Here is a 13,178-nt window from a genome sequence, read left to right on the forward strand (position 1 = left end):
CTGAAGGAGCGTTACTACAATTGAATATCAACAGCTGCAAGATCTGGTTTCGTTTGGCGATGCTTGTGGCCTTAACCTTGGTATTGACGACGTTAGTCTCGATGAGCCAAACGGTTAGCGCGAACTCGCATAGAGCTCCACATGAATCCGAAGCGGATTCGAAAGCCATCCGACCGTTTCAGGTGCATATTCCGGAGTCGGAGCTTAGCGATTTGCGCAAGCGCATACTTGCGACAAGATGGCCGGACAAAGAAACGGTATCGGATCAGACGCAAGGCACGCAGCTTGCTACGATGAAGAACCTAGCCCATTATTGGGCGAACGATTACGATTGGCGCAAATTCGAGGATAAGTTGAACGCTCTGCCGATGTTCATTACCAATATTGATGGGGAGGACATTCAATTCATCCATGTCCGATCGAAGCATGAAGGTGCGATGCCAATCCTCATCATGCACGGATGGCCGGGCTCGATTGTCGAGAAGCTGAAGATCATCGACCCATTGACCAATCCCACAGCCTATGGCGGAAAGGCATCGGATGCTTTCGATGTCGTGATTCCGTCGATGCCCGGCTTTGGCTTTTCAGGAAAACCGACCACGACCGGTTGGGGCCCTGATCGCATTGCTCGTGCTTATGGAGAGCTGATGAATCGTCTGGGGTACAAGAAGTATGTGGCGCAAGGCGGAGACTGGGGCGCTATTATAGCGGAGGTCATGGGTGTCCAACAGCCTAGTGGTCTGGTCGGAATTCACACCAACTTGCCTTTTGTCGTTCCCTCCGAAATCGAGAAGGCGATTCAAGCTGGCAAGGGTTGTCCGCCTGATCTAACAGGCGAAGAAAAACGTGCATGCGAGCAGCTGGACTTCTTTTACAAGCATGTTGGATACGCCTTGATGATGGGCACGCGTCCGCAGACGCTTACGGGACTCGCGGATTCGCCAATCGGTATGGCTGCCTTTATGCTGGACCATGATGCGAAAAGTTTGGAAATGATTACTAAAGCTTTCAACGGGCAACCAGAGGGTCTTTCACGAGACGATGTCTTAGACAACATCACGCTCTATTGGTTGACGAATACGCCGATTTCTTCCGCACGCCTCTACTGGGAGAATAAATATCCGTTCTTTGGCACTTATGGCGTCAAACTTCCCGTTGCTGTGAGCGTGTTTCCGGATGAGGTTTATGAAGCGCCGAAGAGCTGGACCCAAAAGGCGTATCCGAATCTCATCTATTACAATAAGCTCGATAAAGGCGGACACTTCGCGGCGTGGGAGCAGCCGATGCTTTTTGTGGATGAACTACGCAATGGACTGAGGTCGCTGCGCTAATTTAGCTCCGGAACAACGTTTAAGCTGCCGACTGGTTCGGCGGCTTATTTTCGCATCCCATAACCAGAATACTCATGCCGAGCCGTTCTTCTTCATCAGCCGACCGGTAGTTCTCCATTTGGCTGCTACGATGAAAAGCGCGGGAAACGCCACGGCGAATAAGGAGTAGTATTCGAACAAATAATTTTTTACCCAATCGAGTAGTTCGACTATATTCATAAACAGCAACGAATACGCGGAAATGATCCACACCATTGGATAAATCACAATGTTTCGCTTCTCAATTTTGAACAACTGACAAACGCCGGAAACGGCGCAATAAAATAGTATGCACAGCTTAATACATACAACCAGCACGATATTCACAGCCAGAATCGCTTCCAAATGCTCAATGAAGCCGGTAAATCTCATTTCGCGGAATATCGAAAAGATGGGGTAAACCAATTTTTGCCCGCGATACACACCAAGAACCCCAATCGAAATAAAAACGCACCCCGTCAACATTAAGCCAGAGAAAGCGATTCCCGTAATAAACGGGATTTTCACTTTTCCCTGCACGAACGGTATGAACATCAAGAACGCCACTGTCTCCATAAAGGGGAACGCCAACACGAATCGGGTTTGAATAATGACATCGCTAAGCTGGAAAGGGTAGGAGACGTGAAAATAACGCCAATTCCACTCCCGCAGCATGATGACTATCGGAACCCAAAACGCTAAATAGAGGTAAGGCACCAGAAGTTCGTTCACCAAGGCGATTGATTCGATCCCCTTCGACACGGCGTATGCACTGACGAGCAAGATCATGATATGGAAAAAAGAAATAGGTGTGCGTGGCATGAGGTTAATATGCATGAAATCACCAAGTTCGCGGGTAACCCACGATGCAATTTGGATGAAAAAGATGATATACAGTAATGAGATGAAGCCGCCAACCCATTTGCCGAATGCCTGCAAAGCGATCTCGACAAGTGTCTTTCCCGGATATAGCTTGGCAAGGTACAAGTAGCCGAAAGCAAGCACCAGCCCATACAAGGTCGCCCAAAGGACGACAACCCAACCATATTGTTTTGCGCTTGAGATGATTGGGCCGGGCAGCAAAATAAATGCAGTTCCGATGACATAGACTTGCGTCATCAAATGAAACTGCCATGCGCTGAGCCGGATGGGTTTCATATGCTTTTCATCCTTCCTTGGTATAGGGATCACTCTTGTTGCCGGTCGTCGTAATGTCAGAAGTGACCGTGAAATTCACGGACGTCTGCCGCCAAGTAGACGCAGTAGCCCCTTCATCCTGCAAGCCCAACAGATCCCAGTTATTTCGCTTTCCCAGTACAACCATCTTCTTCGCTTTTTCTTCTACAACGCGATTAAAAGCCTTTTCGATCATGTGTAAGTTTTCCAATGTTAATTTGGTATTCTGTGTGTTATTTAATATGCGGAGATCAGCATGAATGAAGATGTTGAGACGATTTGCGGATCGATTCCATTTCCGTTTTACTTGGACGTTACTCGTCTCGACGTCGACGTAGCTTCCGCCTACTTTAACCGTTTCCGTGAATTTCCGATATTTGGTGTTCAGGATGTGATAATAGTATTTATTGTCACTGTTCAAGTGTCCTACCATGCGACCTTTATAGAACACCGCGCTGTCCGCAAAAAAGGTAGGTGCCTGTTCGCTGACGTCAATCTGCTCCATTCGCTCCGTAGTATCCGCCGGTTTACCGCGGTAGTGAATCATCGGAATGAGTGTCGGCAGTTGGAATTCCATTCCTGTCACGATGTCTTTGACACGGATCGGCTCTACGCCTCCCGTAAAGGACCCCCGCGATAAAATGCGGACAAGCGAAGTGGCATGGCGTCCGGGCACCTTTTCGAGTGTCGTAAAGCTGTTCATAACGTCCTTAAGAGGGGAATCCGTTACAAACAGATAAACATTCATGCGCCATTCGGGTGTCGTTTCCAAGTAGTTAAGGATATCTATGATTCCTTGACGGGCTACCTCTTCGGATAAGATATAGCACTGCAAATGCGAGGTGAAAAGCAAGCGCGGCATCATCGTGGACGTTTTCTGCATAAACCTGCCCAAGCTATATTCCTTGAAACGGTAGGTGTAAACCGACGCCTTGGATCCGCCACCTTGCCTGGAGGAAAGAGCCGGCGGGTTGATTACTTGGTAATAGGCTACATACATGCCAGTCGACGGTTCCCGGTCGATGCCGAATGTAGTGACGATTGCCAGTTCGTTGATTTCCTTCTTGTCCCAGCAGCCTGAACAGAGAAGTAAGGCGACCAGTAAGATCAAGAGCCATAATTTTCGCAATGTTCGGCCCCCTATTTTTTTCTAGAGAACATCTGAGGTGATCGTTTCATCCAGAACCGAGGAACGCGCAGAATCGTGTCTTTGAAGTCAGACAGAATTAAAGGCGCGATGGGAGACATGTATTTCACTCCGAAGGAACGCAAAGAGACTAGATGGATCAAGACAAACAACGTCCCGCACAGGATTCCGTATAACCCCATAAAGCCTGCCAGCAGCATGAACACGAACTGGAGGATCCGCTGCGCAACTCCGAAGCCATAAACAGGCGACACGAAATTGGAGATGGCCGTAATCGAAACGACAATGACCATGGCGGCGGAGACGAGTCCCGCTTCTACCGTAGTCATGCCGAGTACGAGTGCGCCTACGATGGAAATAGATTGACCGGCAATCCGAGGCATCCGAAGTCCGGCTTCGCGCAAAATTTCGAACGTGACCATCATGATCATGGCTTCCAGAAACGCCGGAAAAGGCACAGCTTCCCGCTGCGCGGCCAAGTTGATCAAGAGCGAAGTCGGCAGCAGCTCCTGGTGGAATGTGACCACTGCAATGTACAAAGGAGGGATGAAGACCGAGAGCATGAATGCGAACATGCGCAGCCATCGCGAAAGCGTGGCGATATCCGGCCTTTGGTAGTAGTCTTCCGGTGAAGAGAAGAGTTGAAAAAAAGTTACCGGACCGATCAATGCAATCGGAGTGCCGTCGGTGAGAAGAGCAACTTGTCCGTCCAACAGTTTGCCCGTAACCGCGTCAGGCCGTTCTGTCCCGATGAGTTGCGGGAACGGAGACCACGTCTTGTCTTGGATCCAATCTTCCATATAAGAGCTTTCGAGAATGCTGTCCGTTTGGATGGCTTGCAGCCTGCGGCGGAATTCTTCTACGACACCGGCGGGAGCTACTTCAGGTAAATAGGTCAAATACACTTTGGTCATCGTTTTAGTTCCGATGGTCATCGGTTCAAAAACCAAATTTTCACTTTTGAGTCGTTTACGAATGAGTGCCACATTCCGACCGATGTCTTCGACGAAACCTTCCCGCGGTCCGCGTACCGTGGCTTCCGTCTGAGGCTCGGTTACACTGCGATAGTCACTGCGTTTGACGTCAAAGCTCAGGAAGAGGTTTACATGCATCGGAATCAGGAGGCACTGGCCCTCCAGCAGCAGGCGGATGCCCTCATCGGCATCTGTCCATTCTTTGTTTTGTACGAAGGGGATGTGGCGATGAAACCACTCTAGGTCGCCAAGATCGGAGTCCTCTTCCAGAGGAACGGCGGCAAGCATGGGTTTGACGACAAACTCATCCACGAGAGCCGATTCCACGATCGATGATAGATAGAGACAGGTGAATGCCGAAGATCCGCGGAGAGGGAACGGGCGAATGACGAAGTCAGGGGCGCCCTTCATACGATTTCGGATTTGCTCCTGTATCGGCAGGGTAACGGATAGTTTAGACACAGTTGAACCCTCCATGATTGATATGGTATACAACCCTCCATCATCAGTTATTTTGTGCAATGAATAGAAAAATATACCACTGAAAGCGTGGTTAGGTTAAATGCGAACATGGCCCAAAAAATTTGGAAATTTCGTTCGAACCTGTACGAAATCGAGGAAATGGGTATAAAATAAGGGGTAGAGGTGGGGATATGAGCAAAAAGCAAGATATTATGACAGCCACGCTTGACTTGATTCACGAAGAGGGGCTGCAGTCTGTAACCTTTTCTAAATTATTCAAACGCGCGAACGTCGGATCGGGCACCATCTATAACTATTTCGCGAATAAAGAAGAGTTAGTGAATGAGGTATATAGAGAGTCGCGGGCAAAAATGGGTGAATACCTTCTGCAAGGTTACGATGCGAACGCAAGCCTATACGAACGATTTAAGTGTCTTCAATTGAATAGGCTGCGATTTGGCATGCATTTTCCGAAAAGGTTTTTATTTATCGACAGCTATTCTTTTTCGCCGTACATAGCTCCCGTGCTGCGCAATCAGGATGATGAGTATCAATCCAGTAAAATCGTTCAGGAATTGATCGTCGATGGCCAGCGGCAGGGCATCATCAAAGAAATGGATGCGCATCTTTGCCACCAGCTTATCCACGGTATTATTTCTTCGATTTTGAAAGGTTTTTTTGTGAATAAATATCCACTAAACGAAGTACAGATTCAACAAATGATTGAAGCATCATGGAAAGCCATACTTGTATAAAAAAGAGACCGTTCTATGCATTCGTGCACAGAGGTCTCTTTTTTGATTACGTGACATAGCCAAGATCCCGCGAAATATCGCCAGCGATTTCTTTGACGCGTTCGCCGACTTGTTGGATTCTTAACATCGGCAAATCCTTGGCGAGCGCCGTGACGCTGAGCGACGCGATGACTTTGGCGTCCGGTCCGTAGATCGGCGCCCCGATGCAGCGGATGCCTTCCTCCATCTGTTCGTCTTCGATGGCATATCCGAGCTTGCGAACCGCGCGAATGTCTTCGAGTACTTGCTCTACCGTCCGGTAGCTCTTGTCCGTCAATGGTTCGAGCTTTCGTTCGACCGCTGCGGCGATATCCTCATCCGCCATGCCGGCCGCAAGCGCCTTGCCTACGCCGGAGGCGTGCAAAGGTAAAGACTGGCCGATTTTCGTCGCGAAGCGGACGAAGCCTTCGCCTTCGACTTTGTCTATGTAGACAGGCTGGTTGTCGATAAGTATCGCTAAGTGGGTCGTGTAAGGGGTTCCTTGGATAAGCCGCTCCAAATGCGGGCGGGCGACGGCGAGAAGGTTGGTTTGCCTCGTGTACGACATACCAAGCTGAAAGACAGCCGGACCTAGCCGAAATTTACCGTCGTATGCCTTTTCGATAAGATGGTGTTTCTCTAGCGTATTCAAAATAACGAAAGTTGTAGATTTCGGAATTTGGAGGCGAAGATGCATTTCCGTTATCGATAATTCACCTTTCACGCTAATCTCGTTCAATATCATAATTGCTTTTTCCAATGCTGGAACCGAATAGTCTTTTTTGGTACTCAAATCGTCAATCCTCCCAGTCTTTCCGCACAATGTAATTAGATTATCATAATAGATTGCTATATTCCACGGGGATGCTGCTAAATATATTGACACTTCCAATATCCGTATTTTATATTCAATATACTGATTGCGATTCAGTATTTTGAATGTGGGAGGAATTATAGTGTCATTCATCTCGACGAATTCTTATCCGAAAAGCGCAAAACTGGTTGAAGAAGCGAAATTATATTCGCCCGGCGGCGTGCATACATCTATCCGCAACGTCGAACCAAACCTCGTTTTCTCGCGTGCGGAAGGTGCGTACGTATGGGACGCGGACGGCAACCGCTATATCGATTACCAAGCGGCGTTCGGACCGTTCATCCTCGGCCACAATCATCCCTATGTCAACAATAAGGTCATCGAAGCGCTGGGACGTACCGATTTGTACGGCGTAGGCACGACGGATCTTGAAATTCAACTCGCGAAGAAAATTAATAAACACGTACCTTCAGCGGAGCAGGTGCTCTTCTGCAACTCCGGATCGGAGGCGACCTACCACGCGATCCGGTTATCGCGGGCGATTACGGGCCGTACGAAGCTGATCAAATTCCAAGGCTGTTACCACGGCTGGCATGATTATGTCGCCCGCAACATGCTAAGCGCCTGGGACAAAATCGGCACCCGGGATCCCGGCTCCGCCGGCATGATGGACGAAGCGATCGACAATACGCTCGTTTGCACGTTCAACGACTTGGATAACGTCGAAGAGACGTTCAAGCAGCACAAAGGCGAGATCGCCGCGCTTATCGTAGAGCCGATTCCGCACAATGTCGGATGCATTCTCCCCCAACCCGGATTTTTAGCGGGGTTGCGGCAGCTATGCACGGAATACGGCGCGCTGCTCATTTTCGATGAAGTCATTACCGGGTTTCGACATGACCTCGGCGGTTACCAGAAAGTCGCCGGCGTCACGCCTGATTTGACGACGATGGGCAAAGCGATGGCCAATGGCTACCCGATCGCCGCCGTTGCCGGTAAGAAGGTTTATATGCAACGCTTCAACACGCAGCCCGGAGGAGATGTATGGTTCGCCGGCACGTACAATGGCCATGCCGTCGGAACAGCCGCTTCGATTGCGACGATCGAAATGATGGAGAACGAACCGGTGCACGAGCATGTCTTCCGACTGGGCGATCGGATGCGAGACGGTCTTCGCGACATGTTGAACCGTCTCGGTATCGAAGCGTACGTTGCCGGATTCGGATCGGTGTGGACGACGTATTTCATGGGATTTGAACCGAAGCATTACGCCGATTTGCAGCATAACGATGCGGATTTTTACGTGACCTACAGGAGAAAGCTGATCGAGCGGGGAATTTTCAAAATGCCGATGAATATAAAGCGCAACTCGATTAGCTACGCCCATACGGACAAAGACATCGACGATACTCTCGAAGCGATGGAAGCCGTATTGAAGGAAATGAAAGCATAGCCGGAACCGGAGGATTAAACCAGATGATGTTAAGAAGTGCAAAATGGTTCGAGCACGAATCGGTAGAAACGCGGTTTCAGCACCGGTCGGCAATGCGTACGAACGGGCATGATCCTGACACCTTCATCGGGAAGCCCGTCATCGGCATTTTCAACTCCTGGAACGACTTCAACAGCTGTAACGCCCCTCACAAGGAGCTCGTCGAATATGTCAAAAGAGGTATTGTCATCGCCGGCGGGTACCCGATGGAAATGCATACGATTTCCGCGTCGGCCGATTTCATGAAGCCTTCCGATTTGCCTTACCGCAATCTGATGTCGATGGACGTGGAGGAATTGGTCCGTTCGATGCCGATCGACGGGTTAGTCATGCTGTGCGAATGCGACAAAACGACGCCGGGCCAACTCATGGCTGCGGCCAGCTGCAATTTGCCCGCGCTCCAGCTTGCCGCAGGGCATAGGGCTTCAGGTACATTCCGAGGCGCAACCGTAAATTACGGCACTGATCTATGGCGTTACATGGAGCAATACGGTGCCGGCAAGCTGACGCATGAAGATTTACAGGAGCTGGAAGAGGGCATTTCCTGCACGCAAGGCGGTTGTCCGGTTATGGGAACCGCGTCGACGATGAAGAGCGTATCCGAGCTGCTCGGGATGATGCTGCCGGGAACGGCTTCGATTCCCGCCGTTCACGCCGCGCGTAAAACGGCGGCCGAAGCGACCGGAAGACGGATCGTGGACATGGTCCGCGAGCAATTGACGCCTGATAAGCTTATGACGGAAGCTGCGTTTCATAACGCGATCAAGCTGCTGGCCGCGCTTGGAGGCTCGACGAACGCCGTTCTTCATTTGACGGCGATCGCAGGCAGACGGGGCATCAAGATTCAGCTGGAACAATACGCTGAACTGACGAAAGACGTTCCGCTGATCGTGAATTTGCAGCCTAGCGGCGCGTACAGCATGGATGATTCTTACCGGGCGGGCGGACTCCCCGCCGTCGTCCGCGAGCTGCTCCCGAAACTGGACGGCGACTGCCTGTCCGCTTTAGGCAAGCCGATCATTGAAACGTACCGCACGGCAAAGACGAGATTAACGGAAGTGATCGGGAGCATGGAGAAACCGTTGAAGGAACGTTCCGGCATTTCCGTGCTGAAAGGCAGTTTGTGCCCGGACGGCGCCGTCATGAAGCGTTCTGCGGGTACACCGGCGCTGTTCCGGCACCGCGGTCGAGCGATCGTTTTCGACGATTATGTCGAGATGCTCGACCGGCTGGACCTTGAAGATCTGGACGTCGACGCCGATTCGGTACTTATTCTCCGTTACTGCGGCCCCGTCGGCATGGGAATGCCGGAGTGGGGAGCGATTCCGATTCCACGCAAATTGCAGCGCGAAGGCGTTACCGATATGGTTCGCATCAGCGATGCCCGCATGAGCGGGACGAGTTACGGAACCGTTATTTTGCACGTATCGCCCGAGGCCGCAGTCGGCGGTCCTTTAGCCCTCGTCCAAGACGGAGATTGGATTTCACTGGATGTCGACCGGGGGCGGATTGAATGGGAGATCGATGCCGATGAAATGGAACGAAGACGGCAAACTTGGATTGCGCCGCGTTCCGCGCATACAAGAGGATATCCGAGATTGTTCGCGAAGCACGCGCTTCAAGCACACGAAGGCTGCGACTTGGATTTTTTGAGACCTGAACGTCCCGAGGACGTCGAGTTCGTCGAACCGGTGGTCGGTCGGGGATAATCCGATTGCCAACCGGTAATCGTCGCTATTAAGAAGGAGGCCAATTGGAATGTCGGGAAGCAGATTATTAGGTAAGATCGCGGTTATTACCGGCGCTTCGTCCGGTATCGGCCGGGGCGTGGCAGAGCGTTTCGCAGAAGAAGGCGCTAAACTAGTGCTGGTTGATCGGAATAAGGAAGGGTTGACGGAAGTAGCGGAACTGCTGCGAAGTCGAGGCGCGTCAGTCGTGAATGTGCCGGGCGATGTCTCGCTCTCAGCGACGGCCGATCGCATTCGGGAAGCAGGCGTAGAAGCGTTCGGAGGCATCGATGTGTTGTTCAATAACGCCGGCATTATGCCCGTAGCGCCTTTACTGGAGTATGCGGAAGAAGACTGGGACCAAGTGATCGACATTAATTTGAAAGCGATGTTCTTGCTCAGCAAAAAACTGATTCCCGAAATGCTGAAGCGCGGCGGCGGGTCGATCATCAACACCTCCTCCGTTATGTCAACGCTGACGGAGCCTCATTATACGGGCTATACTTCCTCGAAAGCAGGTATCATCGGCTTGACCAAGGCGATCGCGGTTGAATTCGCCGAACAAGGAATTCGCTGCAACGCCATTTGTCCGGGTTGGGTCGATACGGAGATGAACCGGCAATTGGCTGTCCAACTTGGGGGAATGGATAAGCTTTATCCGATTATTAAACAGCAGCAGCCGACGGGGAAAATGGCAACGGTCCGAGAAATCGCGAACGTCGTGTTATTCCTCGCTTCCGATGAATCGACGGCTGTCACGGGAGCGAGCATTTTCGCAGACGGAGCAGCATCGGCGGCTATCTAGGCTCTTGTGGCAATAAAATGATCGCATACGAGAAAGAGGCTGATAAAGTGGCGAATCAATTCAAAATTAATCAAGTCGATGTCTTGGATATCGCTCGGCTTATCGTTCGCAATGAGGAGACGCATCAAACGATCGACGGCTTCGGCGTAAATATCAATCCCTTATACTGGGAGAACGGCAAACTCGAATCCGTGATGGAGTTGCTGCATCAGGACCTCGGCGCGGAGCTATACCGGCTGGACGTATTCGGACAATCGAATTGGATCGATCCTTCGAGCGGCGGCAATAAAGAGTTGCTAAATGAAACAACGTACCGGCAGGTTTATCGATCCGCGCCGTTTCAAGACGCTTGGGCAATGGCCCGTTATTTAAACAGCAAAGGAATCAAGCCGTACTTGAACGCGAGCGGACTCGTTCCGGCATGGATGTGCGGTGGTGACGGCAAGACGCTCGAAGATTATGAATCGTTCTCCGAAATGATGGCGTCCATGCTGCATTGGGCGCGCCATGAAGAGAACATTCAATTCGAGTTGTTCGGACCTTTGAACGAAACGGATGCAGGGCCGCCGGAAGGACCTCTCGTATCGGCAGAGGAATATGCGAAATGCATGGAGATTCTGGTCGATGTCTTGGATCGGCGGGGGTTGTCCGACGTTAAGCTGGTCGTTGCGGAGCAATCGCTCTTCAGTTTGGATTATATCGTTGCGCTTATGGGCAGCCGGAAACTGGATGGCCGAATCGGCGTGTTCGGCATGCATGATTACCACAGCAATTCCGTCAAATCCGTCCCTGAACAAATGAGCGGTTACATAGACGGCCGTACGCGTTTCTGGATGACCGAATACGGAGATTTGGACGTCACGGGCGAATATGAGTGGGAAGTAGCGTGGATTTCGACCCATAGGCTAATCGGTTACCTTCTGGAAGGGGCGCAAGCTGCGCTGGCATGGGACGCTTACGACAACTACCATGACCATGACAAAGCTTGGTCGCTCTATGGGTTGATTCGAAGCTCTCGCAGCGAATATACGCCTAAGAAACGGTTTTACGCGGCTAAGCAAGTTTTTAAGTTCGTGAAGCCCGGTAGCAGTCGCGTTACTTTGGATTTCGAGCAATCCTCTCTTCATGCGGCGGCTTTCTGGCATGACGACCACGGCACGACGGTTGTCGGCATGAATCAATCAGACAACCCTGTAACCGTTCAATTGAGTGAAGTGTCCGGTAGACCGTTTGAACTTTATTTTACGAATGAAACCTTGCATTGCGCTAAGGCCGGCCTGATTGCCATCGATAGGGGAACCGCGTCTGCGCTCATCCCGGCAAAGACGATTTTTACATTTACTCAAAGCCAGTAAGGATAGAAAATGCGTGAAATAACCAACTTAGTCGCATAACATGCGGCTTTTTTGTCTTGTAATAGAAGTTCCGGGAGGCAGATTCATGTTACAATAGAGTCGTTATTTTTTAACAGATTCGGAGGGTCTAATGAAACGCAAAACGAAATTATTCAGTACGATTATCGGTGCGGCCGCTGTTGTTTTTTTATATTATTGGCTGGTCGGCTTGCCGGCTGCATGGACGATTCAAATGGCGGATATCGCGAATAACACGGAGAAGTTTACAGATAAACACGGGTATGCCGTTACGGGAAAGTATTCCGTTTCCGTCGATTTGGCCGATTTGGAAAGCAACATAGGTAAAGAGCTGTACAATGACGGTGCTCACCGAATTTATGTCATGTGGATCGATAACGCCGGCGTGCAAGGTGGAGGGTACCGGATCGGATTTCGGGCAGCCGGAACTTATTCGCATAACGGAGCGTCATTAATCTCAGGCACGCATCACAAGACGGTAGGCGAGCATGAGTTCACAACCGAGATGACTGCGAAGATGACGGCCGAATATAAAGGGAATGTGTACGAGAGCTCTACGTACGGCACCGGCGGACTTAATTACAAGGACGGGGATGAATTTTCTTTCTACTTATTTCCGAACGATGCGTATCAGAAGGATGCGATCACTTTAAGCGAAACAGGTATAGTTCGGCTGACGGTCACGGGATTGTATCAAAATCTTTGGTCCAGGAGATCGTAGGAACGCCACTAATTTCATGCTAGTTGTCATTTAGGAGGAGTGTCGCAATCGGCGTCACTCCTTCTTTGCTAGTGCTCGACGCTGTGAGGATAGCTGGACACAATTTGAAATCACGCACATAGGATATTATCAAATCAAATGAAGCGAATACCTTAAAGAAACGGCGTCTTTTGAATGGAGTGGCCTTATCATGTACGATTCGTTAAGAAGCGTAAAAATCATTTCGCTCATACTCATCTCGCTTGGCATCGTCTTTTTTTTGTTAGAATTAACGGTAGGAAGCGTATCTATATTTGGTCTGGTTTTGTTCATGACCGGATTCGGGCTGAATTCATTAATGCGCGCGGTAAGAAGCGAACTCGAGA

At 50.4% G+C, this 13,178-nt stretch carries 11 protein-coding genes; 7 read left to right on the forward strand and 4 right to left on the reverse strand.

What is annotated here, in order from left to right:
* The first annotated feature begins 20 nt into the window (after nucleotides 1-20).
* Complete coding sequence (locus BM412_RS09255; protein ID WP_256256210.1) at nucleotides 21-1,331, forward strand: epoxide hydrolase family protein; 1,311 nt, start codon at nucleotides 21-23, stop codon at nucleotides 1,329-1,331.
* A gap of 72 nt (nucleotides 1,332-1,403) precedes the next feature.
* On the opposite strand, the gene BM412_RS09260 is transcribed toward BM412_RS09255, so the two are convergent.
* The 3 genes from BM412_RS09260 to BM412_RS09270 are packed head-to-tail and all read right to left on the reverse strand — an operon-like array spanning nucleotide 1,404 to nucleotide 5,123.
* A complete protein-coding gene (locus tag BM412_RS09260; protein ID WP_091216656.1) occupies nucleotides 1,404-2,507 on the reverse strand; it encodes a GerAB/ArcD/ProY family transporter in 1,104 nt (367 codons plus the stop codon).
* 7 nt (nucleotides 2,508-2,514) lie between these two features.
* Nucleotides 2,515-3,654 carry a Ger(x)C family spore germination protein gene (locus tag BM412_RS09265; protein ID WP_177245732.1) on the reverse strand — a complete coding sequence of 380 codons (1,140 nt, stop codon included), beginning with the start codon at nucleotides 3,652-3,654 and terminating at the stop codon, nucleotides 2,515-2,517.
* Nucleotides 3,655-3,665: 11 nt separating this feature from the next.
* Complete coding sequence (locus BM412_RS09270) at nucleotides 3,666-5,123, reverse strand: spore germination protein (protein WP_091216661.1); 1,458 nt, start codon at nucleotides 5,121-5,123, stop codon at nucleotides 3,666-3,668.
* Nucleotides 5,124-5,299: 176 nt separating this feature from the next.
* On the opposite strand from BM412_RS09270, the gene BM412_RS09275 reads away from it, so the two are divergent.
* Nucleotides 5,300-5,863: a TetR/AcrR family transcriptional regulator gene (locus BM412_RS09275; RefSeq protein WP_091216664.1), complete on the forward strand. Its 564-nt coding sequence runs from the start codon at nucleotides 5,300-5,302 to the stop codon at nucleotides 5,861-5,863.
* A 46-nt stretch (nucleotides 5,864-5,909) separates the two neighbouring features.
* On the opposite strand, the gene BM412_RS09280 is transcribed toward BM412_RS09275, so the two are convergent.
* A complete protein-coding gene (locus tag BM412_RS09280; protein ID WP_177245733.1) occupies nucleotides 5,910-6,674 on the reverse strand; it encodes an IclR family transcriptional regulator in 765 nt (254 codons plus the stop codon).
* Between the two features lie 163 nt (nucleotides 6,675-6,837).
* On the opposite strand from BM412_RS09280, the gene BM412_RS09285 reads away from it, so the two are divergent.
* The 5 genes from BM412_RS09285 (at nucleotide 6,838) to BM412_RS09305 (ending at nucleotide 12,813) form a co-directional block, all read left to right on the forward strand.
* Complete coding sequence (locus tag BM412_RS09285; RefSeq protein WP_218163135.1) at nucleotides 6,838-8,148, forward strand: aspartate aminotransferase family protein; 1,311 nt, start codon at nucleotides 6,838-6,840, stop codon at nucleotides 8,146-8,148.
* Between the two features lie 23 nt (nucleotides 8,149-8,171).
* Nucleotides 8,172-9,896, forward strand: coding sequence for a dihydroxy-acid dehydratase (locus BM412_RS09290; protein ID WP_091216669.1), 1,725 nt, complete (start codon nucleotides 8,172-8,174; stop codon nucleotides 9,894-9,896).
* 49 nt (nucleotides 9,897-9,945) lie between these two features.
* Nucleotides 9,946-10,719: an SDR family NAD(P)-dependent oxidoreductase gene (locus BM412_RS09295; protein WP_091216671.1), complete on the forward strand. Its 774-nt coding sequence runs from the start codon at nucleotides 9,946-9,948 to the stop codon at nucleotides 10,717-10,719.
* 17 nt (nucleotides 10,720-10,736) lie between these two features.
* Nucleotides 10,737-12,074, forward strand: coding sequence for a glycoside hydrolase (locus BM412_RS09300; RefSeq protein ID WP_091216674.1), 1,338 nt, complete (start codon nucleotides 10,737-10,739; stop codon nucleotides 12,072-12,074).
* 130 nt (nucleotides 12,075-12,204) lie between these two features.
* Nucleotides 12,205-12,813: a hypothetical protein gene (locus BM412_RS09305; RefSeq protein WP_091216677.1), complete on the forward strand. Its 609-nt coding sequence runs from the start codon at nucleotides 12,205-12,207 to the stop codon at nucleotides 12,811-12,813.
* Nucleotides 12,814-13,178: the final 365 nt, after the last annotated feature.

Origin of the sequence: Paenibacillus sp. BC26, assembly GCF_900116125.1 — a bacterium.
Classification (GTDB): Bacteria; Bacillota; Bacilli; order Paenibacillales; family Paenibacillaceae; genus Paenibacillus_Z; species Paenibacillus_Z lignilyticus.